This window comes from Streptomyces sp. NPDC053079 (assembly GCF_044546695.1).
Classification (GTDB): Bacteria; Actinomycetota; Actinomycetes; order Streptomycetales; family Streptomycetaceae; genus Streptomyces.
The window spans coordinates 1-24,079 of record NZ_JBITZJ010000005.1 but is presented as its reverse complement, the minus strand read 5'-3'; the positions used below and the strand labels follow the sequence as shown (position 1 = coordinate 24,079).

The 24,079-nt window shown below is 70.6% G+C and carries 17 protein-coding genes and 1 rRNA gene; 5 read left to right on the top strand and 13 right to left on the bottom strand.

The genetic code is table 11. The features are described from left to right. The first annotated feature begins 82 nt into the window (after positions 1-82). Positions 83-637, top strand: a complete 555-nt coding sequence (locus ACIGXW_RS19070; protein WP_399574087.1) for a GtrA family protein — start codon at positions 83-85, stop codon at positions 635-637. Here the strand turns inward: ACIGXW_RS19070 and ACIGXW_RS19065 are convergent. The 4 genes from ACIGXW_RS19065 to ACIGXW_RS19050 all read right to left on the bottom strand — a co-directional run bounded on the left by ACIGXW_RS19065 (position 565) and on the right by ACIGXW_RS19050 (position 8,320). Then, the gene (locus ACIGXW_RS19065; protein WP_143170298.1) at positions 565-1,722 is read right to left on the bottom strand and encodes a hypothetical protein; all 1,158 of its coding nucleotides are present in this window, start codon (positions 1,720-1,722) and stop codon (positions 565-567) included. The genes ACIGXW_RS19070 and ACIGXW_RS19065 overlap by 73 nt on opposite strands. A gap of 83 nt (positions 1,723-1,805) precedes the next feature. After that, on the bottom strand, positions 1,806-6,776 hold the full coding sequence (locus ACIGXW_RS19060) for an NAD-glutamate dehydrogenase (protein WP_399574085.1): 4,971 nt from the start codon (positions 6,774-6,776) through the stop codon (positions 1,806-1,808). 328 nt (positions 6,777-7,104) lie between these two features. Further along, positions 7,105-7,767, bottom strand: coding sequence for an HAD family hydrolase (locus ACIGXW_RS19055; protein WP_399574625.1), 663 nt, complete (start codon positions 7,765-7,767; stop codon positions 7,105-7,107). A gap of 49 nt (positions 7,768-7,816) precedes the next feature. Then, on the bottom strand, positions 7,817-8,320 hold the full coding sequence (locus ACIGXW_RS19050) for a DUF6912 family protein (RefSeq protein ID WP_399574084.1): 504 nt from the start codon (positions 8,318-8,320) through the stop codon (positions 7,817-7,819). 294 nt (positions 8,321-8,614) lie between these two features. On the opposite strand from ACIGXW_RS19050, the gene ACIGXW_RS19045 reads away from it, so the two are divergent. Then, entirely contained in the window at positions 8,615-9,055 is a 441-nt protein-coding gene (locus tag ACIGXW_RS19045; protein ID WP_071964885.1) for an Rv3235 family protein, read from the top strand. Positions 9,056-9,121: 66 nt separating this feature from the next. Here the strand turns inward: ACIGXW_RS19045 and secA are convergent, their stop codons facing one another. Further along, entirely contained in the window at positions 9,122-11,944 is a 2,823-nt protein-coding gene (secA, locus tag ACIGXW_RS19040; RefSeq protein ID WP_399574083.1) for a preprotein translocase subunit SecA, read from the bottom strand. A gap of 224 nt (positions 11,945-12,168) precedes the next feature. On the opposite strand from secA, the gene ACIGXW_RS19035 reads away from it, so the two are divergent. Both ACIGXW_RS19035 and ACIGXW_RS19030 read left to right on the top strand, forming a co-directional pair. Further along, entirely contained in the window at positions 12,169-12,762 is a 594-nt protein-coding gene (locus tag ACIGXW_RS19035; RefSeq protein WP_399574082.1) for a GNAT family N-acetyltransferase, read from the top strand. A 44-nt stretch (positions 12,763-12,806) separates the two neighbouring features. Further along, complete coding sequence (locus tag ACIGXW_RS19030) at positions 12,807-14,033, top strand: winged helix-turn-helix domain-containing protein (protein ID WP_399574081.1); 1,227 nt, start codon at positions 12,807-12,809, stop codon at positions 14,031-14,033. A 5-nt stretch (positions 14,034-14,038) separates the two neighbouring features. Here the strand turns inward: ACIGXW_RS19030 and ACIGXW_RS19025 are convergent, their stop codons facing one another. The 7 genes from ACIGXW_RS19025 to mtnA all read right to left on the bottom strand — a co-directional run bounded on the left by ACIGXW_RS19025 (position 14,039) and on the right by mtnA (position 22,575). Then, positions 14,039-14,782 carry a response regulator transcription factor gene (locus ACIGXW_RS19025; RefSeq protein WP_360909380.1) on the bottom strand — a complete coding sequence of 248 codons (744 nt, stop codon included), beginning with the start codon at positions 14,780-14,782 and terminating at the stop codon, positions 14,039-14,041. A gap of 226 nt (positions 14,783-15,008) precedes the next feature. Further along, the gene (gene hpf, locus ACIGXW_RS19020) at positions 15,009-15,698 is read right to left on the bottom strand and encodes a ribosome hibernation-promoting factor, HPF/YfiA family (RefSeq protein WP_071964881.1); all 690 of its coding nucleotides are present in this window, start codon (positions 15,696-15,698) and stop codon (positions 15,009-15,011) included. A 337-nt stretch (positions 15,699-16,035) separates the two neighbouring features. Continuing rightward, positions 16,036-16,761, bottom strand: coding sequence for a phosphoribosyltransferase family protein (locus ACIGXW_RS19015; protein ID WP_071964882.1), 726 nt, complete (start codon positions 16,759-16,761; stop codon positions 16,036-16,038). A 140-nt stretch (positions 16,762-16,901) separates the two neighbouring features. Further along, positions 16,902-18,731, bottom strand: coding sequence for an LpqB family beta-propeller domain-containing protein (locus tag ACIGXW_RS19010; protein WP_399574080.1), 1,830 nt, complete (start codon positions 18,729-18,731; stop codon positions 16,902-16,904). After that, positions 18,715-20,769: an MtrAB system histidine kinase MtrB gene (gene mtrB / locus ACIGXW_RS19005; protein WP_399574079.1), complete on the bottom strand. Its 2,055-nt coding sequence runs from the start codon at positions 20,767-20,769 to the stop codon at positions 18,715-18,717. The genes ACIGXW_RS19010 and mtrB overlap by 17 nt, the downstream gene beginning before the upstream one ends. 1 nt (position 20,770) lies before the next feature. Continuing rightward, positions 20,771-21,448, bottom strand: a complete 678-nt coding sequence (gene mtrA, locus ACIGXW_RS19000; RefSeq protein ID WP_055539974.1) for a two-component system response regulator MtrA — start codon at positions 21,446-21,448, stop codon at positions 20,771-20,773. Further along, positions 21,445-22,575 carry an S-methyl-5-thioribose-1-phosphate isomerase gene (mtnA, locus tag ACIGXW_RS18995; protein ID WP_399574078.1) on the bottom strand — a complete coding sequence of 377 codons (1,131 nt, stop codon included), beginning with the start codon at positions 22,573-22,575 and terminating at the stop codon, positions 21,445-21,447. Before mtnA ends, mtrA begins: the two co-directional genes overlap by 4 nt. 196 nt (positions 22,576-22,771) lie before the next feature. Here mtnA and ACIGXW_RS18990 point away from each other — a divergent pair, with 196 nt between their 5' ends. Continuing rightward, positions 22,772-23,845 carry a glycerophosphoryl diester phosphodiesterase membrane domain-containing protein gene (locus ACIGXW_RS18990; protein ID WP_399574076.1) on the top strand — a complete coding sequence of 358 codons (1,074 nt, stop codon included), beginning with the start codon at positions 22,772-22,774 and terminating at the stop codon, positions 23,843-23,845. A 141-nt stretch (positions 23,846-23,986) separates the two neighbouring features. Here ACIGXW_RS18990 and rrf read toward each other — a convergent pair. Then, a 5S ribosomal RNA gene (rrf, locus tag ACIGXW_RS18985) occupies positions 23,987-24,079 on the bottom strand; the annotation flags it as partial.

The following is a 24,079-nucleotide window of genomic DNA, read 5'->3' as shown; positions in this document are numbered from 1 at the left end:
CTGCATCAGTTTTTGCGGCAATTTACACTACAATCTGCTGTCTAAGTGAAATGTCCGCTACGCGTGGCGACCGTATCTGGAGATGCCCTTGCGACCGACGCACTCGAGGGGGAAGCGCCCGCCCGGCCGGACCCGCCTGGTGGCACTCGGACACGAGTTCGCCAAATTCGGCACGGTGGGCGGGCTGGGGATCTTCGTCAACCTCGGCGTCTTCAACGTGTGCCGAGGGGCCACCGGGCTCCCGGTGGTGCGGTGCAGTGTGATCGCGACGGTCGTCGCCATCGCCTTCAACTATCTGGGGCTGCGCTACTTCACCTACCGCGACCGCGACAAGAGCCACCGCAGCAGGGAGATCGCCCTCTTCGCGGTCTTCAGCGTCATCGGGCTGGTCATCGAGAACGGCGTCCTGTACGTCGCCACCTACGGCTTCGGCTGGGACGGCCCGCTGCTCGGCAACCTCTTCAAGTTCCTGGGCATCGGCACGGCCACGCTGTTCCGCTTCTGGTCCTACCGGGCCTGGGTCTTCAGGGCCCTGCCCGGCCGCGGCGCCCGGCACGGCTCCCGTCACGGCGACCCGTCGAACAGCACGAGCAACCCGGCCGCGTACCAACCCGAGACCACCGCACCTCCACCGTAGAGACAGATCCGCACCCCAAGCGGAGCACGCGCGAGCGGCCTGGCCACCAACAGCAGCAGAACCGGCAGGAACGGCAGGATGAAGCGTGGTTTGGAGTAGTGGGAGCTGGGCGTGCCCATCATCAGCACCCATGCCCCGGCGACCAGCACCACCAGCACCCGCGGCACGTCCCGGTCCAGCGCCAGGGCCAGCACCGCCACGGCCGTCAGCAGCACCACGGCGAGCACGGCGGCGTGCCGGATGTCCTCGGCCGCCGGGGCGTCGCGGTAGGTCAGGAGTTCACCGATGTAGCGCACCGTGCCGCTGCCGAAGTCGAAGGACTGCCCCCAGGCCCGTTCCGCCTCGAACCAGCCGTCCCAGCGGCCCACCCGGCTGCCCAGGTACAGCCAGCCGCCCAGGAGCCCCAGCGGCGCCAGGACGAGCGCCAGCCAGGGCCGCCAGCCGTCCCGGCCGCGCACCGCCGCCCAGCCGGCCGTCAGCAGCAGCGTCGCGATCAGCACCACCGCCGTCGGCCGCACGGCACCGGCCAGCAGGCACAGCACGCCGGCCGTCACCCACCGCCCCGCCACCAGCGCCACCAGCGTCCACACCAGCAGCGCGCTGAAGACCGCCTCCGAGTACGGCACCCACAGCGCGAAGGCGTACGGCGAACAGGACCACAGCGCCACGCACGCGTACCCCGCCCCGGACCCGCCCCCGGCCGACCGTACGAGCCGGTAGACGCCCGCCGCGGCCACCGCCGCCGCGCACCAGGAGATCAGCACCCCCGCATGGGCGAAGGACAGCCCCGTCAGTAAGTGGACGCCCCGGATCAGCGCGGGGACGAGCGGGAAGAAGGCCAGCCGGGTGTAGTCGGGCGTCCCGTCGGGGCGGTAGGGGATGAAACTCGGATAGCCCCGCTCGGCGACCCGCAGGTAGTTGCCGCTGTCCCAGCGGTACAGCAGCCACTCCACGTCGTGTCCGAGGTGACGATTGATCAGCAGGAGAACGGTGAAGCCGATGACCGACACCGCCAGATGGACGGCCACCGCGCCGGCCGTCTCCCGGCGCGCCGGGGTGGACACAAGCCGCGAAACGACTCTCATCCATCTCTCTTAGCATGCGAAAGGGGCGGCTCCGGGGGTTTTCCCCGGAGCCGCCCCTTTTACTTGAATATGGAGCCGACGCCTCAGGCGTGCGAACGCAACAGCGTGCGCATCGTCCTCATGGCCACCGACAGGTTGGCCAGGTCGAACGAGTCCGAACCGCGGATCTCGTCCAGCGTCGTCCGCGCACGGGTGAGGATCGCGGCGTTCTTCTCCTCCCACGTCAGGAACCGCTCCTCCGGGGTGGAGGTGCCGTTGCCGGCGGACAGGACCTCGGCGGTGAGCGCCGCGTGGGCGGAGTAGAGGTCCTCACGGATGGAGGCGCGGGCCATGGACTGCCAGCGGTCGGCCCGCGGCAGTTCGATGATCCGGTCCATCAGCTGGGAGATGTGCAGCCGGTCGCCCAGGTCGTAGTAGACCTCGGCCACGTCCAGCGGCGCCTTGCCCGTACGGTCCGCGGTGGCCACGATGTCCAGCGCCGGGAAGACCGACGAGAAGCCGGCGACCCGCGTCGCCAGGTCGTCGGGGACCCCGGCGGCGGTGAGCTCGTCGTGGATCGACTGCCACCACTCCATGTCGGCGCCGCGCAGCAGCTTGGGCAGCTCGCCCCAGACCGTGTCGACGTCGTCGCGGAAGAAGTCGATCGTCTCGGCCAGCTGCAGCGGCTGCGGCCGGTTGTTGAGCAGCCAGCGCGTGCCGCGCTCGACCAGACGGCGTGAGTGCAGCCGGATCTGGGTCTGGACGTCGGCGGCGACGACATTGTCGAGCGCCTCGACGGCGTCCCAGACGGCGTTCAGGCTGAAGATCTCACGGGCGGCGGTCTGCGCCCGGACGATCTCCTCCAGGGACGCCCCGCTCTCCTCCCGCAGACGGTGCAGGAAGGTCGAGCCACCGGAGTTGACCGTGTCGTTGACCAGGACGGTCGTGATGATCTCGCGACGCAGCGCGTGGTTGTCGATCTGCTCGCCGAACGACTGGCGCAGCGCCTGCGGGAAGTAGGCGTAGAGCAGTCGCTGCAGGTAGGCGTCGTCGGGCAGCTCGGTGGTGAGCAGCTCCTCCGCCGTGGTGATCTTGATGTAGGCGAGGAGGACGGCCAGCTCGGGCTGGGTCAGCCCGCGGCCGGCGGACAGCCGCTCGCGGATCTGCCGGTCGGAGGGCAGGAACTCCAGGGCGCGGTCCAGGTGGCCGTCGCGGGTGAGCCTGCGCATGATCCGCTGGTGGGCGTGGAGCAGGCTGGGGGCCTGGGCCACACCGTTGGCCAGCGCGACGTTCTGCGCGTAGTTGTTGCGCAGGACCAGCTCGCCGACCTCGTCGGTCATCTCCGCCAGCAGCTTGTTGCGCTGCTTGACGGTCATGTCGCCTTCGGTGACGAGGGCGTTGAGCAGGATCTTGATGTTCACCTCGTGGTCGGAGGTGTCCACACCGGCGCTGTTGTCGATGGCGTCGGTGTTGATCCGGCCGCCGGTGGACTCGGGCCCGCCGGTCAGGGCGAACTCGATGCGGCCGAGCTGGGTCAGGCCCAGGTTGCCGCCCTCGCCGACGACCTTGACCCGCAGGTCCTGGCCGTCGACGCGGATCGCGTCGTTGGCCTTGTCGCCCACGTCGGCGTGCGACTCGGTGGACGCCTTGACGTACGTACCGATGCCGCCGTTCCACAGCAGGTCGACCGGCGAGCTGAGGATGGCCTTCATCAGCTCGGCGGGGGTCATCTTGGTGACGCCCGCCTCGATGCCGAGGGCCTGGCGCACGTGCGCGTTGACCGGGATCGACTTGGCGGTACGGGGGTGGACGCCGCCGCCCGCGGACAGCAGGGAGGTGTCGTAGTCGGCCCAGGAGGAGCGGGGCAGCTCGAACAGACGGCGGCGCTCGGCGTAGGAGACGGCCGCGTCCGGGGTGGGGTCGAGGAAGATGTGCCGGTGGTCGAAGGCGGCCACCAGGCGGATGTGCTCGGAGAGCAGCATGCCGTTGCCGAACACGTCACCGGACATGTCGCCGACACCGACGACCGTGAAGTCCTCGGTCTGGGTGTTGTGGCCCAGCTCCTGGAAGTGGCGCTTGACCGACTCCCAGGCACCGCGGGCGGTGATGCCCATGCCCTTGTGGTCGTAGCCGGCCGAGCCGCCGGAGGCGAAGGCATCGCCGAGCCAGAAGCCGTAGGACTGGGCGACCTCGTTGGCGATGTCGGAGAAGGTCGCGGTGCCCTTGTCGGCGGCGACGACGAGGTAGGTGTCGTCCTCGTCGTGGCGCACGACGTCCTTGGGCGGCACGACCTCGCCGGCGACCATGTTGTCGGTGATGTCGAGCAGACCGGAGATGAAGGTCTTGTACGAGGCGATGCCCTCGGCCAGCCATGCGTCGCGGTCCACGGACGGGTCCGGCAGCCGCTTGCCGACGAAGCCGCCCTTGGCGCCGACGGGCACGATGACGGTGTTCTTCACCATCTGCGCCTTGACCAGGCCCAGGACCTCGGTGCGGAAGTCCTCGCGCCGGTCGGACCAGCGCAGACCGCCTCGGGCGACCTTGCCGAAGCGCAGGTGCACGCCCTCGACGCGCGGGGAGTAGACCCAGATCTCGAACGCCGGGCGCGGGGCCGGCAGGTCCGGGATGGCCTGCGGGTCCAGCTTGATCGACAGGTACGGGTGCGGGTTGCCCGCCGCGTCGCGCTGGAAGTGGTTGGTGCGCAGCGTGGCCTTGATGACGGTGAGGAAGGCCCGCAGGATGCGGTCCTCGTCCAGGCTGGCGACCTGGTCCAGGGCGCCGTCCAGCTCCTCCAGCATCCCGTCGATCAGCTCGTTGCCGGCGCGCTGGAGCGCGGGCGACATCCGGGCCTCGAACAGGTTGACCAGGAGGCGGGTGGTGTGGACGTTGTTGCTGAGGGTGTCCTCCATGTACGCCTGGCTGAACGGCGAACCAGCCTGCCGCAAGTACTTGGCGTAGGCCCGCAGCACCATGGCCTGGCGCCAGTCGAGGCCGGCCTTCAGCACCAGCATGTTGAAGTTGTCGTTCTCCGCCTCGCCGGTCCAGACGGCCGCGAAGGCCTCCTGGAAGCGGGTGCGCGCGTCGTCGCCCTCGATGCGCTCGGGCATCCGCAGGCCGAAGTCGTAGATCCAGGCGGTCGTCCGGTCCGAGCAGCGCAGCTCGTACGGGCGCTCGTCGACGACCTCGACGCCGAGCCGGTGCAGCACCGGCAGCACGGCGGACAGGGAGACCGGCTCACCCGTGCGGTAGATCTTGAAGCGTCGCTCGCCGGGGGCGGCGCCGACCGGCTCGTACAGGCTGAGCTCGAAGTCGTGGCCGCCGCCGGCCACGGTCAGCTTCTCCAGGTGACCGAGGTCGGAGACGGCGCCGCGCGGGGTGTGGTCGGCCTTGTAGCCCTCGGGGAACGCCTGGCCGTAGCGGCGCAGCAGCTCGGCGGAGCGCTCCTCGCCGACCTCGGCGGTCAGGGTCTCGGCGAAGCCGTCGGCCCAGGAGCGGGCGGCTTCCACCAGGCGGGCCTCGATGCGGTCGCCGTCGGCGTCGGTGAGGTCGGGCAGGGTGGCACCGGGCTCGACGCGGACGACGAAGTGCAGCCGGGAGAGGACCGACTCGGTGTTCCAGGCGGTGAAGTCGACGCTGGTGCCGCCGAGCTCCTCCTTGAGGATGTCGATCAGGCGCAGCCGCACACCGGTGGTGTAGCGGTCGCGCGGCAGGTAGACCAGGGCGGAGTAGTAGCGCCCGTACTCGTCGCGGCGCAGGTACAGCCGCAGCCGGCGGCGCTCCTGGAGGTAGAGGACGCTGGTGGCGATGGCCCGCAGCTGATCGGTGTCCGTCTGGAACAGCTCGTCGCGCGGGTAGGTCTCCAGGATCTGGAGCAGGTCGCGCCCGTCGTGGCTGTCGGGGCTGAAGCCGGCGTCGTCCAGGACCTTGGCGACCTTGCGGCGGATGACCGGGACACGGCGGACGGACTCGGTGTACGCGGCGGAGGAGAACAGGCCCAGGAAGCGCCGCTCGCCGATGACGTTGCCCTCGGCGTCGAACTTCTTGACCCCGACGTAGTCGAGGTAGGAGGGGCGGTGCACGGTGGCGCGGCTGTTGGCCTTGGTGAGGACGAGCAGCTTGTGCTCGCGGGCCTTGGCGCGGGCGTCCGCCGGGAGCCGGTTGAAGGACTGCGAGGAGGGGCGCGCCAGCGGCGCGTGGTGGCCGTCGTGGTGCCCGTCGGCGGTGTGGGAGGGGTCGGAGCGCAGGATGCCCAGGCCGGTGCCGGGAACGGCCGTCAGGACGTCCTCCTCGCCGTTCTCCGTGGCGGCCTTGGTCAGGTCGTACTCGCGGTAGCCGAGGAAGGTGAAGTGGTCGGCGGCCAGCCAGCGCAGCAGCTCGCGGGCCTCGTCGATCTCGGTGCCCGGGATGTCGTCGGTGGGCTCGTCGGCGAGGGTGTCGGCGATGCGCAGGGCGGCGTCGCGCATCTTGCCCCAGTCCTCGACCGTCTCGCGGACGTCGTTGAGGACGCGCAGCAGGTCGGCGGCGATCTGCTTGAGGTCCTCGCGGTCGGTCTCGCGGTCGATCTCGACGTGGATCCAGGACTCGATGAGGGCGTCGTGCGGCAGCTCGGCGTCCTTGCCGGCGCCGTGGGCGTCGCAGGCGGAGCCCAGGACCTCGAGGAGGCGGCCGGTCACATCGCGGCGGACGATCACCTGCGGGTGGATGACCAGGTGGATGCCGCGGTTCTGCCGGGAGAGCTCGTTGGTGACGGAGTCGACCAGGAAGGGCATGTCGTCGGTGACGACCTCGACCACGGAATGGCTGGAAGTCCAGCCGTTCTCCTCCACGGTCGGGGTGTGGACGCGCACGTTGGCCGTGCCCTGCGGCCGGTTCTCGGCCAGCCGGTAGTGCGAGATCGCCGCACCGTAGACGTCGACCGGGTCCCGTCCGGTGAGGTCCTCGGGAGCGGTGTGCAGGTAGTAGCGCTGGAGGTAGGCGGCCAGGGTCGCCCGGTCGAGCCCGCCCTCACCCTTCTCAGCGACCCGCGCCGCCCGCTCGAGCAATTCGGCCTTGGCTTCGTCCAGCTTGGTCTGCATGTCCTCTGGCTCCTGTCGCGCGCCGTTGCGTGACATAGGTGGTGATGGCTGCCCGTCGCGACGCGGGGTCTCCGGTCGTCATCGACGGTATGCCGGGATGAGGGGTTGCCGGGCGATTCTGGGAGAACTTCGTCATCCGTGCCCGGTTCCAGGGACCAGCGGCGACCCGGGCGCTGTGGCGGCCCGGGCGCAGGACAGAGGCATCGGCGCCCCTGCGGGATATCGCGCTGATCACCTGGTAAGGCTATCGCTCTTCCCCCCGATATCGTCACGGGCTGCTTCTGTACAAATCCGGGGGTCGAAATTTGACGCTCTGGACAGCGACGGCTCAGCCGACGAGACGCTCGGCCTCCGCGACGGCCTCCGCGAGCGTGTCGACGACCGGCACCCCCGCCTCCACCAGGCTCTCCCGGCTGTGGGAACCACCCGTGTACAGCACGGCGTGGGCGCCCACGTGCGCCGCGGCCACCGCGTCGTCCACCGCGTCGCCGATGACGACCGTGCGGCCGGCGGCGATGCCGCCGAGCCCGTCGAGATGGCGGGCCATGTGCTCGGTCTTGCTGCCGCCGGAAGGTCCCGTGCGTCCGTCCACCCGGATGAATCTGCGCTCGATGCCGAAGCCCCGGACCAGCGGGACCAGGTCCTCGTGCCCGTACATCGACATGATCGATTGGGTGCCGCCGGTCTCCTGCCAGCCGGCCAGCAGCGACTCCGCGCCGTCCGCGAGGCCGCAGCGTATGTGGTGGTCCTGGTAGTGGCGCTGGAAGACCAGGTCCATGTGGTCCCACTCGGCCTGCGTCGGCAGGCGGCCCATCAGCCGCTCGTAGAAGCGCGGGATCGGCACGCAGTACAGCGCGCGGTACCGGGCCAGGGTGATGGGCTCCAGGCCGATCTCCGCGAAGGCGGCGTTCGTCGCCGACATCACCGCGTCGATGTCGTGGAAGAGCGTGCCGTTCCAGTCCCAGACGATGTGCGCCGTGTGCTTGCCCATGTTGTGCGTCCCCATGCGTCGACGGTACCGGGCGGGTACGACAACGCGGTCAGAGGAGGTTCGGGATCTCCTGGACGCCGAACCACAGCAGCTCGTGGTCCTCGGCGCCGTCCACCGTGAACTGCGCGTCGTCGTCGCCCCGGTCCGCCGCGCCCAGCGCGGCCGCGGCGGCGGCCACGTCCTCCTCGGCGTCGCCGGAGTCGACGTGCACGGCCGCGGCCTTCTTCAGCGGCACCGGCTCCCGCAGCCGCACCGCGCCGAACTCCGACTGGTCCAGGCCGCGCTCCACCTCGGCGCTCACCGCGCCGTCCGGCACGTCCACCGCCACGACCACCCGTCGGCGCGGGGCGGCCGGCTCGGCGGCCAGCTGCCGCAGCGAGCCCAGGGCGGCCCGGCCGAGCGCCGCGTACTCCAGCTCCTCGATGTCGTCGGAGACGTACCACTCGCGCAGGGCCGGGGTGACGGCGTAGGCGTCCAGCGGGGCCGGGCCCAGCTGGCCCGCCTTGTGCGCCTCGGCGAGACCGTGGAGGGTCAGAGGGACGTAGACGCGCATGACCGCCGCTTTCCTGATTCCTGACGACTTACGGATGGTGGTGCCAGCATACGGGCGGGAGTACCCCTTCGAAGTGCCGGTCGGCCCCTGTGCGCGGGGCCGCCGGAGCCGGCCGTCACGCGCTCCGCCCGCCCGCCACGGCCCGCCACCCCCGGATAGGTGAACGCAGCCGGCCCCCGCGCGGCCGCCCGCTCCTGCTTGCCGCACGCCGGAGGACGCCGATAGAAGATCACCGACCGAAGCTACCGCCCGGTACGGCACGCCGACCGGGCCCGGCGACGCGGGGGCGATCGCATGTACAGGACCAGGGGACCGGCCGGCACCAGGCAGTACGGCCCGCCGCGGCGCACGGACGCCCGGCGCCCGGGAGCCGACCCCGCGGCCCGGCGCCACGAGCGGGAGCGGCGGCACCCGCGCTACTGGTTCGCCGAGCGGCTGCTGCTCACCCTCAGCGGACAGCGTCCGGTCCACTGGATGCTCGGACACACCCTCCCCCCGGCCTACGACCAGCTGGCGGAACTGGCGCCGGGAGCGCCCCTGCGCCCCGCACCTCCGCACCGCGCCACCCCGTTCGTACGCCACTGCGACGAGTTCCAGCCCCGGCCCGGGGTGATCGAGGCGTTCGCCCGCATCGCCTCCGGCGACCGGCTGCAGGCGCTGGCCTTCCGGCTGGAGCACTGCCCGGACCAAAAGTGGCGCTGCGCGGCCGTGGAGCTGGGCGGGGCGCGCACCTGAGCGGCACACGCCGAAGGGGGCGGGACACGTCCTGTGTCCCGCCCCCTTCCGGAGCCACTGCGGCGGTTACTTCCTGCGACGGCGGCCGCCACCGTTCTTCTGCGCCTTGCGACGCTCGGCGCGGGTCATGCCGTCGGCCTCGGAGCGGAACTCACCGGTGTCGTCGTTGGCGAAGTCGCCCTCGACCACGCCGCCCTCACCGTCGACCGTGGGGGCGGAGAAGTGCAGCCGGTCGGGCCGCTGCGGAGCGTCCAGGCCCTTGGCGCGGATCTCGGGCCGGGCGGCCGGCACGGTGTCCTGGACCTTCTGCAGGGAGGGAGCCTGCGCGCCCTCCTCGACCGGGACCTCCTCAAGCTGCTGGTCGACCTGGACCTCCAGGTTGAACAGGTAGCCGACGGACTCCTCCTTGATGCCCTCCATCATCGCGGTGAACATGTCGAAGCCCTCGCGCTGGTACTCGACCAGCGGGTCCTTCTGGGCCATCGCCCGCAGGCCGATGCCCTCCTGGAGGTAGTCCATCTCGTAGAGGTGCTCACGCCACTTGCGGTCCAGGACCGACAGCACGACGCGGCGCTCCAGCTCACGCATGATGTCGGAGCCGAGCTGCTCCTCGCGGGCCGCGTACTGCTCGTGGATGTCGTCCTTGACGGACTCGGCGATGAACTCGGCCGTGATGCCCGCGCGGTCGCCGGCCGCGTCCTCCAGCTCCTCGATGGTGACCTTCACCGGGTAGAGCTGCTTGAACGCGCTCCACAGCCGCTCCAGGTCCCACTCCTCCGCGAAGCCCTCGACGGTCTCCTGGCGGATGTAGTCGTCGATGGTGTCGTCCATGAAGTGCGTGATCTGATCCTGCAGATCCTCGCCCTCCAGGACCCGGCGGCGCTCGGCGTAGATGACCTCGCGCTGGCGGTTGAGCACCTCGTCGTACTTCAGGACGTTCTTGCGCGTCTCGAAGTTCTGCTGCTCGACCTGCGACTGGGCGGAGGCGATGGCACGGGTGACCATCTTGTTCTCGATCGGCACGTCGTCGGGCACGTTGGCCATGGCCATCACGCGCTCGACCATCTGGGCCTTGAACAGACGCATCAGGTCGTCGCCCAGCGACAGGTAGAAGCGGGACTCGCCCGGGTCGCCCTGACGGCCGGAACGACCGCGCAGCTGGTTGTCGATGCGCCGCGACTCGTGGCGCTCGGTGCCCAGGACGTACAGGCCGCCGAGCGACTTGACCTCCTCGAACTCGGCCTTGACCGCGGCCTCGGCCTTCTCCAGGGCGCTGGGCAGCGCCTGCGCCCACTCCTCGACGTGCTCCACCGGGTCCAGGCCGCGCTGGCGCAGCTCCGCCTCGGCGAGGTCGTCGGGGTTGCCTCCGAGCTTGATGTCGGTACCGCGGCCGGCCATGTTGGTGGCGACCGTGACGGCGCCCTTGCGGCCGGCCTGGGCGACGATCTGCGCCTCGCGCTCGTGGTGCTTGGCGTTGAGCACCTCGTGCGGGATGCCGCGCTTGGCCAGCTGCTGCGAGAGGTACTCGGACTTCTCGACCGAGGTGGTGCCGACCAGGATCGGCTGCCCCTTCTCGTGCTTCTCGGCGATGTCCTCGACCACGGCGGCGAACTTCGCGACCTCGGTGCGGTAGATCAGGTCCGACTGGTCCGCACGCTGCATCGGCCGGTTCGTCGGGATCGGCACCACGCCGAGCTTGTAGATCTGGTGGAACTCGGCGGCCTCGGTCATGGCCGTACCGGTCATACCGGACAGCTTGCTGTAGAGGCGGAAGAAGTTCTGCAGGGTGATCGTGGCGAGCGTCTGGTTCTCGTCCTTGATGTCCACCCCTTCCTTCGCCTCGATCGCCTGGTGCATGCCCTCGTTGTAGCGGCGGCCGGCGAGGATACGGCCGGTGTGCTCGTCGACGATCATGACTTCGCCGTCCATGACGACGTAGTCCTTGTCCTTCTTGAACAGTTCCTTCGCCTTGATGGCGTTGTTCAGATACCCGACCAGGGGGGTGTTGACCGACTCGTAGAGGTTGTCGATGCCCAGCCAGTCCTCGACCTTGGCCACACCGGCCTCGTGGATGGCGACGGTGCGCTTCTTCTCGTCGACCTCGTAGTCGCCGGTCTCCTCGACGCCCTTCTGCGGGTTGGCGGGCTCACCCTTGGTGAGCCGCGTGACCAGCTTGGCGAAGTCGCCGTACCACTTCGTGGCCTGGTCGGCCGGGCCGGAGATGATCAGCGGCGTACGGGCCTCGTCGACCAGGATGGAGTCGACCTCGTCGACGACCGCGAAGTTGTGGCCGCGCTGGACGAGCTCGTCCTGCGACCAGGCCATGTTGTCGCGCAGGTAGTCGAAGCCGAACTCGTTGTTCGTGCCGTACGTGATGTCGCAGCCGTACTGCTCGCGGCGCTGCGCCGGGGTCATGTTGGCCAGGATGCAGCCGACCGACAGACCGAGGAACTTGTGCACCCGGCCCATCAATTCGGAGTCGCGCTCGGCGAGGTAGTCGTTGACCGTGATCAGGTGCACGCCCTTGCCCGACAGCGCGTTCAGATACGCCGGGAGGGTACCGACGAGGGTCTTGCCCTCACCGGTCTTCATCTCCGCCACGTACCCCATGTGCAGGGCGGCGCCACCCATGAGCTGGACGTCGTAGTGACGCTGGCCGAGCACGCGCTTGGCCGCCTCACGGACGGTCGCGAACGCCTCGGGCATCAGGTCGTCCAGGCTCTCGCCGTCGGCGTACCGCTGCTTGTACTCGTCGGTCAGCGCGCGCAGCTCGGCGTCGGAGAGGTTCAGGAAGTCCTCTTCGATGGAATTGACCTGGTCCGCGATGCGGTGCAGTTTGCGCAGGATCTTGCCTTCTCCTGCACGCATGATCTTGCCGAAGACGGACACGTAGGCTGGCTCCTTGCCGGTCGGGCCTGTGCACGGTCGGGTGCGCGGGCACGACGGGACAGTCCCCGCCGCAACGGCCATCGTAAGCGAGGACCCCACCGCGCCGGGAGGTCCGTCGTCACCGAGGCCGGGTGTCACCCGCACGGAGAACGAACGCCGCGTCCGGAAAGTGCCGGGCTCCGATATTCGGACACGGTTTCCGCCGCCGAATCTAGACTCCGCCCATGGAGCCCGTACGTCTGACCACCGAGCGGCTGGTGCTGCGCCCCTTCACCTCCGCCGACGTCCCCGCCGTGCACGCCGCCTGCCAGGACCCGGACATTCCGCGCTACACCGGCGTGCCCTCCCCGTACACGCCGGAGGACGCCCGTGCCTTCGTCGAGGAGACGTGCCCGCGCGAGTGGGCCGAGGACTGCACGTACACGTTCGGCGTCTTCACCCGGGACGGGGAACAGCTGACCGGCTCGATGAGCCTGGTACGGCTCGCCCAGCTGCGCGCCCCCGAGCGGCAGGCGGAGCTCGGCTACTGGACGGCCAAGGAGCAGCGCGGCCGGGGCTACACCGTGGAGGCGGCGCACGAGGTGATCCGCTGGGCCTTCGAGGACCTGGGCGTCGAGCGACTGGAGTGGTACGCCGAGGCCGGCAACGAGGCCTCGCGCGGCGTCGCCCTCAAGGCGGGCTTCCGGATGGAGGGCACCCTGCGTTCGAAGATCCCCTACAACGGCACGCGCCGCGACGCCTGGATCGGCTCCCTGCTCCCCTCGGACCTGGGGATGCCGACGCGCGCCCCCTACCTGCCGTTTCCCGAGCGCGGCTGATCCTTTCCCGGGCGTTGTCAGTGGCCGCCTCTAGGGTGATCGGTATGACAACTGCCGTCACCGCCAAGGCCCGTACGGCCGGGGCTCCCCGCCCCCAGGCCCGGCTCTCCGCCGACGAGGCCCGCCGCCTGGCGCTGCGCGCCCAGGGCCTGCTCGGGGCCCCCGACCGGCGGGCGGGCGCCCGCGGGGTGCTGCGCCGGCTGGGCGCGGTCCAGCTGGACACGATCTCGGTGCTGGCCCGCTCGCACGAGCTGGTGCCGTACGCCCGCCTGGGCGCCCTGGGGCGCACCGCGGTGGAGTCGGCGTACTGGAGCGGCGACCACGCCTTCGAGTACTGGTCGCACGCGGCCTGCATCCTGCCGGTCGAGGAGTGGCCGCACTTCGCCTTCCGGCGCCGGGCCATGAAGGCGCGCGGCCACCGCTGGCACGTGATGCAGGACTCCGAGCGCTCGTGCGCGGCCGTGCGGGACCGGCTCAGGGCCGAGGGCCCCCTGACGGCAACGGAATTGGGCGGCGCCAAGAACGGCTGGGGGCACCTCCCAGCGGCAGCTGGGGGAGAGTGGTACGACTGGTCCGAGACCAAGATCGCGGTGGAGTGGCTGCTGGACACCGGCGAGGTGGTCTGCACCCGGCGGCGCGGCTGGAAGCGGGTGTACGACCTGGCCGAGCGGGCGGTCCCGGACGCGCTCCTGCACGACGACATCGACGACGGCGAGTGCATACGGCGCCTGGTCGCGCAGGCGGGCGCGGCGATGGGGGTGGCCACCCGGGCCGACCTGGCGGACTATCACCGGCTCAAGGGCGAGCAGGTCGACGCCGTCATAGCCGGTACGGGCCTGGTGCCGGTGGAGGTGGAGGGCTGGTCCAAGCCGGCGTGGGCGGATCCGGCGGCGCTGGCCGACGAGCCCCGGGGGCGGCATCGCACGACGCTGCTCTCGCCGTTCGACTCGCTGATCTGGGACCGGCCGCGCACCGAGCGGCTCTTCGGCTTCACGCACCGGCTGGAGGCCTACGTCCCCAAGGCGAAGCGGGTGCACGGCTATTTCGTGATGCCGCTGCTGACGGGCGGCCGGCTGGCGGGCCGGGTGGATCCGGCGCGCGACGGCGGGACGCTGGTGGCGCGGCAGGTGTCGATGGCGGGCCCCAAGGCCGTGGAACCCATGGCCCGGGCGCTGCGGGAGGCGGCCGAGTGGGTGGGCTGCGACGCCGTGCGCATCGAGCGCTGCGACGACGCGAAGCTGGCCGCCGCGCTGGTCCGCGCCCTGGGCTGATCCGCTCACCGGATCTCGAGGATCTTCTCCCTCATCGCATAGACCACCGCCTCCATCCTGGAGTGCAGCTGCAGCTTCTCCAGGATGTTGCGGACATGGTTCTTGACCGTGTTCTCGCTGATGAACAACTCCTTGGCGATGTCACGGTTGTTCATGCCGGTCGCGACGAGCTTGAGCACCTCCAGCTCGCGGTCGGTGAGCCGGGGCGCCGGCACCAGCCGGCGCTCGTCGGTGCGCTGGATCATCGACTTGAACTCGGTGAGCAGCTTGGACGCCATCGACGGGCTGATCTGGGACTGGCCGTCCGCCACCGCCCGGATCGCGGTCGCCACCTCGTCGGTGGAGATCTCCTTGAGGAGATAGCCGGTGGCCCCGGCCTTGATGGCGTCGTAGAGGTCGGCTTCCTCGTCGCTGATCGTCAGCATGATGATTTTCGCGCTGGGCGCCACCTCCTTGATGGAGGTGCAGGCCTCGATGCCGCCGCGCTTGGGCATCCGTACGTCCATCAGCACGATGTCCGGCAGCAGGTCGGCCGCCTTGTCCACCGCCTCCGCACCGTCCCCGGCCTCCCCCACGACCTGGATGTCCTCCTCGTGCGCCAGCACGATCTCCAGCCCCCGGCGGAAGAGGGCGTGGTCGTCCACGACCAGGACCCGGATGGGTTCCTCCCGCGTGGCGCCCCGGTCCGCGCGGGCGCCCTCGTCGTCGTCCTCGCCGGGCACGCTCACGGGCCCGAACCTGTCCGCCATCGTTCCTCCCCCAGAAGGCCATGGCCCCTTGCGGTTGCACTGTCTGCGCCGCGCCAACCCGTTCCGGCGGGCCGGTGGTTGGGCTCGACCATGATTTCATGCCGGACCGCTCTTCCATGGCCGCATGGATCGGTGCCCCGGGAGCGCGTCAGCGCTCCGAGGGCACCGGGACGGGCCGGCGGCTCACACGTGCCCCGGCCGCACACGGCGGCCGGGGCCTCGCGGATCAGCCGCCGAGCTCACCGCCCGCACCACCGGGCTCTCCGGTGTAGAAGGGGTCGCTGTTGAGACGGATGACGCCGTAGTCGTAGGCGTGCCGCCGGTAGACGACACTGGGCATCTTCGTCTCGGAGTCGACGAACAGATAGAAGTCGTGGCCGACCAACTCCATTTCGTAGAGTGCCTGGTCGAGCGCCATGGGGGCCGCGGAGTGCGTCTTCTCGCGGACCACCAGGGGGCCTTCGCCCCGGATCTCCAGCGGTCCCATATGGGTGACGGGCACCTCGCCCGGACCCTGCTCCGCGGTGAGTTCGCCCTTGTCGTTGAGTTCCGCCGCGCCGCTGACCAGCGCCCCGACACCGCTCGCCGGGATGCGTCCGTTGCCCCGGCGGGCGAGACGCTTGTCGTGCTGCTTGCGCATCCTCGCCTCGAGCTTGCTCGTGGCGAGATCGAGCGCGGCGTAGGGATCCGTCGCTGCGGCCTCCGCCCGGATCACCGGTCCACGGGAACGCACGGTGATCTCCACGCGGTCGGAGCGGTCGGACTGCCTGGGGTTGGGCTCCTTGGACACCTCCACGTCGAGGCTGATCACCTTGCCGTCGAGCTTCTGGATCTTGTCCAGCTTCAGCTTCTCGGCCACGTGCTTGCGAAACCGCTCGGGGACCTCTGTCTTGCGGCCCTTGACGACGATGTCCACGCAGAACTCCGTTCCCGGATCGCTCCGCCGAAGGTTGCGGAGCACATCCCTCTTGCATCAGGCCCCGGGGATACCCGGAACCACCGACTAGGCGGTTTTCACCTCCTCCTCCCCCGTCGACAAGATCTACACCCCATCGCTTCCCGGCTCTTCTCGCTTGTTCCAAGCTTCATCGAAGGCATACGAAGCGCGCCAATCGGAGATATGAGGCATAGCTCTTGCCATTCCTCACAACCGAACATATCTCGCTCGGAAGCCCGTCGGTACCCCCTACCGCAACGTACCTCCATTCAGGTGTTTCACGACCGTTTCCATCAGGAACGCAGGGCGTTCTCCGTCAGTTCCGGTTGGATTCGAAAGCTCGTGGAGCAGCAGCGACCACGGCCGCTCCCACGATGCGCCCGCCCGCGCCCGAGACCGCACGCGCGGCCTCCGCCAGCGAGGCTCCGGTCGTCATCAGATCGTCGACCAGCACGACCGGCCCTCCTTCCCTCCAGAGGCGGTCCACTCCCCCGGCTACCCCCATCGCCCCCGACACATTCGCCCTGCGCTGCCGGGCGTCGAGCCCCGACTGGTCCGCCACGGCCCGCCGCAGCCGCAGCACCGCCGCCACCCGCGCGGGCACTCCGGCCGCCCGCAGCACCCGGGCCGCCGCCAGCCCGATCCGCCGTCCCGCGTCGTGGCCCCGCCCGGCCACCGCACGCCGCGCGGAAGGCACCGGAACGAGCAGCAACGGCCCCCTGCGGGCCCTTACGCCCCGCCCCGCACCTGAGCAACCGGCCACCCGTACCGCGCCCGCCAGCGCGGCACCCAGAGGTTCCGCCAGTCCCAGGCCGCCCCGCTCCTTGTGCGCGAGCAGCACCGCCCGCACCGCGTCGCCGTACCGCGCGGCCGCGTGCACACGCGGCAAGCCCGCGGGCACCGGATCCGGCCACACCCGCCGCACCGCCCGCCCGCACAGCTCCTCACGGCACTCGTCGCACAGCACGACACGGGACCGTCCGCATCCCGCGCAGTCCGCCGGCAGCACCAATCCGGCGATCTCCTGCCACCACCCGCCCATGCATCCACTGTCCCGCCGCCGGCACGGGCCCGCCACCCCTGTGGATAACTCCCGCACGGGCTCATGACCAGCGGCTGTGCGCACGAGGCCGCGCGCCCGGCGGGGAGTCGCGTCCGTGCGTACGTCCCGTGCCCCGGCGCCTACCCCGGGTAGACCGGCGCCGAGCCTTCCTTGGTCACCAGCTTCCAGTTGGTGTCCGGCTGCAGCCGCACGATCCCGCCCTCGCCCTCGGCGACCAGCGTCTGGGCCTTGCCCGGGGTCTCAGGAGCGGCCACGCCGCGCACACCCGTGATGCCCGGCAGCCCCGAACCGTTCGGTTGGGAGCCATCCGTCTCGATGTACTGCAGCTGCTGCAGGCCACCCTGCTCGCTGCCCGCCACCAGCAGTCTGCTGGCGCCCGCCCACGAAACGGCGTTCACTTCCTCCAGCCGGGGCGCGACGGAGCGCAACTCCTGCACCGACAGACTCGGCCGCCCCGCGCTCCCCTGCCGCTCGACCCTGCCGAGCTTGAGGACCGTATGGTCGCCCTTCGTCACCAGCAACGCGATCCGCACCCCGTCCGCCGACACCCGCAACCCGGTGATCCGCCCGCCGTCGAGCCCGGGCACCCGGACCTCCTCCGGCGCGCCCGTACCGCCTGCCAGCCGCAGCAGCCGCGGCTTCTCCGGGTCCTGGTCCGCGACCCACAGGTCACCCAGCCCGTCCCAGCTCGGCGCCGTCAGCCCCGTCTTCGCGGACGTACCGCCCAGCACGCTCAGCCGGGCATCGCCCAGAGCCGCGCCCGACTGCAGGGAGGTGACGTACAGCGACTGTCCGTTGGCGGACACCGCCGCCGCCCGTCGCTCGGTCCGGTCCACCGCCACCGACCGCCACTGCACCGCACCGTCCGCGCCGAGGGGCCCCGCCACCCGGCGCGGCTCCTCGTCACCGTCGGCCAGGCTCACGATCCGGCGCTGCCCGTCCACGTAGTACTGCCGGTCCGGACGCCCGGACGTCTGGTCGGGCGCGTAGTACTTCGCCTGTTCCTTGCCGAGCGCACACAGCCGGGAGCCGTCCTTGCGCTGCAGCGTCACATCGGTGACCTTGGCCGACTCCTGCACCGTATAGAGCAGCTGCGCGGCCATCCGCAGGCACTGGTCCTGGTTGGCGCCCCCCGCCCGCTCGTTCAGCCGCACCTTCAGGGCGTTGGAGTCGTCGAGCGACAGCCGCTGGTCCTGCAGCCGCGTCCCCGTCGGGAAGGCCGTGCCGGCGACCGGGTCGAGCCACGTCGTCGGACCGTCCAGCAGGGCCTTCACCGTCGACGTCACGGGGTCTATCCGCTTGCGCAGATAGACGGGATCGGCGACGAGCACGTCGCGCGCCCTGCCGCCACCGGAGCCCAGCTCGGCAAAGTAGTACTTATTGACCGAACGGTAGATGCGCTGGAACTCGGACGCGCCCAGCACCAGACCCGGTTCGAGAGCGTCGATGCGCCACTCACCGTCCTCGCGCGCCAGGTGCAGCTGCGCCTTGTAGTCGCGCTCGTCCGGCTTGTACGCGTGTTTGGCGTCCACCACCGCGATCTGCTTGCCGGTGAGCGTGACGGTGTACGCCTGCTCCCGGTCACCGCCGACCCGCTCCACGCGCACCTGCGGCGTCTGGGCCAGCACGATGGTCGACGCCGACGGGTCCCACTGCCGCTTCACGGCCTTCGCCAGGTACATCCGGGCCGTGTCGTAGTTCGGGTCGTCGCTCGTGGTCGCCTCCAGGAAGCCCGCCACGAGCTCCAGCGGCTGCTCGTTCTTGCGCGGCGGCACCCCGTACACCCGCACCTGCGCGTCGGCGTCCGCGCGCTGGGAGGAGTCCACGGAATTGACCGAACCGCTGTCCGGCATGGAAGCGCAGCCCGCCAGCAGGCCGCCGCCGACCGCCAGCGCGAGGACGCCCGCCACCGGACGCGCGCGGCGAGTGCCCTTACCCCTGACCGTCACGGTCGCCTCCGGTCCTGCCTCCGCCGCGGGGCGCCCTGCCATCCGCCGAGCCGTCCGCCTTGCCGTCGGCCGCGCCGTTCGCGCCACTGCCGCCGGCCTCGTCACCGGACCGTTCGCCGGGCGCCTTCTCACCGCTCTTCTCGCCGCCCAGCGTGCCGCCCGGCCGCGTCACCACGCGCGCGCCGCTGCCCGGCAGAGCCGTCGGGTCGGCCGTAGGACGTACGTTCTTGTTCTGCACCGGTACGGGCGACCCCCGGCCCGGCAGCACCGGCGGCATGCCCGCCTCGTTCAGTCCGCGATTGCGCCGGGAGTCCTCGGGCTCGAGCGGGATCGGCGAACCGCGCAGCGGATCGCCCGCCGTGCGCGGCAGCGTCAGCCGGAACTGCGAACCGCCGCCCGGCTCGCCCCACGCCTGCAGCCAGCCACCGTGCAGACGCGCGTCCTCCACGGCGATCGACAGGCCCAGACCGGTACCGCCGGTCGTACGGGCCCGGGCGGGGTCGGCGCGCCAGAACCGGTTGAACACCCGCGTCGCCTCGCCCGGCTTGAGACCCACGCCGTAGTCGCGCACCGCGACCGCCACCGCACCGCCGGCCGTGGCCAGCCGCACGATCACGTCCCGGCCCTCGCCGTGCTCGACGGCGTTGACCACCAGGTTGCGCAGAATGCGCTCCACACGCCGCGCGTCCGCCTCGGCGATCACCGGCTGCTCGCTGCCGCGCACCAGCAGCCTGCTGCCCTTGCGGTCCGCCAGCGGCAGCGCGCCGTCCACCACGCGGTTCACCACGTCGCGCAGGTCTATCGGCTCGGCCTCCAGCGCCGCCGCACCCGCGTCGAAACGACTGATCTCCAGCAGATCGGCCAGCAGCGACTCGAAGCGGTCGAGCTGCCCGAACAGCAGCTCGGCCGAGCGCGCGGTGACCGGATCGAAGCCGTCGCGCGCCTCGTGAATGACGTCCGCCGCCATCCGCACGGTCGTCAGCGGTGTCCGCAGCTCGTGCGAGACGTCCGAGACGAACCGCCGCTGCATCCGCGACAGCTCCTCCAGCTGCTGAATCTTGACCTGCAGGTTCTGCGCCATCTTGTTGAAGGCTTCACCCAGACGTGCGATGTCGTCCTCGCCGGTGACCTTCATCCGCTCCTGCAGCACGCCCGCCGCGAGCCGCTCGGAGATGCTCGCCGCCATGCGTACGGGCGTGACGATCTGCCGCACCACCAGCCACGCGATGGCGCCCAGCAGCACCACCACGAACACCCCGGCGGTCGCCAGCGTGCCCTTGACCAGGCTGAGCGACTTCTCCTCCTGTGTGAACGGGAAGAGGTAGTAGAGCTGGTACGCCTTGCCGTTGACGTCGTAGAGCTGCTTTCCGACGATCAGCGCCGGCTCCCCCTCGTCGGAGGCGCTCCGCTTGATCGTCCCGGGCTTCTCGAACGTGCCCGGGCGACGGTCCAGCTGCTTGCGCAGGTCGGCCGGCACGCTGTGCTCGGGATCGATGTCCCCCGAGGCGCGCGGGCCGCCCGCACTGAGCGCCACCACGTGGTAGACGCCCTGCCCGCCACTGGCGAGCTGCTGCACGAGCGCCGTCAGCCACGCTCCGGAATCGGGGTTCCCACGCCCACCGGACTGCGAGCCGTCCTGGCCGCGCCCCTCGGCACCGGGGTCGGCGGCGTCACGCGCCGCCTTGAACCCGCCCTCGGCCTGGCTCTGCGAAGCGTGCCGCTTGGCGTCCAGCAGGCCGTTGCGCACCTGCCCGATCACGACCACACCGAGCAGCAGCACCACACCGAGCGACATCACCAGCGTGGTGGCGACCACCCGCAGCTGGATGTTGCGCCGCCACAGCCGCATCGCGGGCAGCAGCGGACGGCGCACCCAGCGCACATACAGGCGCAGCAACGGATGCACGGGCGCCGCGCCCGCGCCGTCGGACAGCATCCTTCCGGCGCGCCAGAGGCGACGGAAGATCGATATGCCGCCCGCCGCCGTGCCGACGGGCCGCCCCGCGTCCCGCTCCGGAGCGGCACCGTTGCCGGTCATGTCAGCTCGGCCCGGCCTTGTAGCCCACACCACGGACGGTCACCACGATCTCCGGCCGCTCGGGGTCCTTCTCGACCTTCGAGCGAAGCCGCTGCACGTGGACGTTCACCAGCCGCGTATCGGCGGCGTGGCGGTAGCCCCAGACCTGCTCCAGCAGCACCTCGCGGGTGAACACCTGCCACGGCTTACGGGCCAGCGCCACCAGCAGGTCGAACTCCAGCGGAGTCAGCGCGATCGACTGCCCGTCGCGCTTGACCGAGTGACCCGCCACGTCGATGACCAGGTCGCCGATCGCCAGCTGCTCCGGCGCCGGCTCCTCCGACCTGCGCAGGCGCGCCCGGATGCGGGCCACCAGCTCCTTGGGCTTGAACGGCTTCACGATGTAGTCGTCGGCGCCGGACTCCAGCCCGACCACCACGTCCACCGTGTCGCTCTTCGCCGTCAGCATCACGATCGGCACACCGGACTCGGCCCGGATCAGTCTGCACACCTCAATGCCATCACGGCCGGGCAGCATCAGATCGAGCAAAACAAGATCAGGTTTGACCTCTCGAAAAGCAGCCAGTGCCTTGTCGCCGTCCGCTACAAACGACGGCTCGAAACCTTCACCACGAAGCACAATTCCGAGCATCTCGGCCAGTGCTGTGTCGTCGTCGACGACAAGGACGCGTCCCTTCATATCGACATCATCCCATTACCCGATCGTGACCTGTCACACAGCTCCGCCAAACCCGCCTCCGTCACGGGGGAAACAACGCCGTTTTCCGTGACAATCGCGGTCACCAACTCGGGCGGTGTGACATCGAACGCAGGGTTGTACGCCTGAGTTCCGAGGGGCGCGACGGGCACGCCGGCCTCCGCACCGGGCAGCTCCGTCACCTCATGACCGGGTCGCTGTTCCACCTCGATGGCCGCCCCGTCGGCGGTCCCGAGGTCCACGGTCGTCGTCGGCGCGACGACGATGAACGGCACGTGGTGATAGCGCGCCAGCACGGCCAGCGGATAACTTCCCACCTTGTTGGCCACCGAGCCGTCGGCCGCTATCCGGTCCGCTCCTATCAGCACCGCGTCCACTTCGCCCGCCGAGAACAGCGAGCCCGCCGCATTGTCCGTGAGCAGGGTGTACGGCATTCCCGCACGCGCCGCCTCGTAGGCGGTCAGCCGGGCCCCCTGCAGCAGCGGCCGCGTCTCGTCGACCCACAGCCTGCGCAGCTCCCCGATCCGGTGCGCCGCGCCCACCACCGCCAGCGCCGTGCCCTCGCCGCCGGAGACCAGCGCGCCGGTGTTGCAGTGGGTCAGAACACGGAAGCCGCCGCCCGGCAGCAGTTCCTGCAGCAGGGCCAGGCCGTGCGCCGCCATGCAGGCGCTGGCCTCGGCGTCCTCGGCGTGCAGAGCCCTGGCCGCGGCCAGGGCGGCTGCGGCGGCCCTGCCCGCGTCACCGCCCCCCTTGAGGGCCCCCTGATAGGCCTCCAGGGCCCGCTGGACGCCGTAGGCCAGGTTCACGGCAGTGGGACGGGCGTGAGCGAGCAGTTCGGCCGCTCCGTCCACGTCGAAGCCCCGCGCGGCCGCGAGCGCGACCCCGTAGGCGCCGGCGACTCCGAGCAGCGGAGCGCCCCGTACGGCGAGGGTGCGGACGGCCTCTACGAGCGCGGGTACATCGGTGCAGACCAGTTCGATCTCGTCCGTGGGAAGCCGCCGCTGGTCGAGGAGGACGATCACGGGCCCTTCTGGCAGTTCCTCCCAGCGCAGAGCGGGGACGGTGGAAGTTCCGGTGAGGGACTGGGGTGCCGAGCGCTGATCAGCCATTAGTCCAGTCTGCCCCGCGTACACCAACTATTGAAGGGCTCCTCCGCCCCGCTCCCCCTTACGTGGCGCGCCACTCCGCCGTGGCGTTACGAGCCCGCTGGTGCCCGGGAGGCGCGTGACACGATGACCGCACTGGCAACCGGGCCCGGCGCCCGCCGCACGGCGAAGGAACGGGCATCAGAAGGAGCAGCAGAAAATGAACGACTCTCCGGGCCGGACCCCGTCCGGCCGGGACCGGGCGCGCGCCAACAGCAGCGGAGGCCCCGGCTGGGGCCAGGCGGGCGGCGGCTGGGGCAACAATCCCTGGCGGCCGGCGGTCCCCCCGGCGCCCCAGCCGGGCGTGATCCCGCTGCGGCCGCTGAGCGTGGGCGAAATCCTGGACGGCGCCTTCACCACCGCACGCAAGTACTGGCGGACCGCCCTCGGGGTGTCGCTGACGGTTGCCGTGGCGACCCAGGCGGTACGAACGGTGGTGACGGGCCTCTGGTTCCGCGATCTGGTGGACCTGAGCGCACTCCGCGACCAGGAGACGGCGAGCCTCGACGAGCTCGTGGAGGCCCTCAAGCAGGCATTGGGCGGCCTGGCGGCCGCTTCGCTGATCGGGCTCATCGGCTCGATCATCGCGGCTGCCATGCTGACCGTGGTGGTCAGCCGCGCCGTCCTGGGCCGTCCGGCTCCGGCAGGCGAGACCTGGGCGGCAGCCCGCCCCCGCCTGCTCTCCATGACGGGCCTGTTCTGCCTGGTCACGCTCCTGATCACCGGCTCCTTCGCCGTGGGGCTGGTACCGGGCCTGGCGCTCGTCGCGGCCGGAAACGAGAGCGGCGGAGTCGCGCTGACGGCCCTGGGCGGGCTGGCCGGCATGGCCGCGGCGGCATGGCTGTGGATTCGCTACAGCCTCGCGGCGCCGGCCCTGATACTGGAGAAGCAGGGCGTGATCGCCGCCATGCGGCGTTCCGGCAAACTCGTCAGCGGCTCATGGTGGCGGATCTTCGGAATACAGCTCCTGGCCACTCTCCTGGTTTTCGTGGTGAGTGCGATTGTCGAGATTCCGGCCGGCGTCATTGAATTGATCATGAACGGCGGTTCGCCGGATACCGTCCCGGTGACCTGGCCCTCTTTGATCATTAGCGGTATCAGCGCGACCATCAGCTCTGCGCTCACCCTGCCGATTACTGCCGGGGTCACCGCGCTGCTCTATATGGACCAGCGCATCCGCCGTGAATCGCTCGACCTCGAGCTGGCCCGTGCGGCCGGCCAGGGCAACGAGTAATAAGCCGTTTCGTCTCCGGGGATGCGGATGCATCCCCGGAGACCGGGCCGGAGACAACCTGTAACGGCTGGTTCCGGGCCGGAAATGCAAGAAAGCCCTGGCAGAGACCTTTCGGTCCCCACCAGGGCTTTCTGAATAATTGTTCGGCGGCGTCCTACTCTCCCACAGGGTCCCCCCTGCAGTACCATCGGCGCTGAAAGGCTTAGCTTCCGGGTTCGGAATGTAACCGGGCGT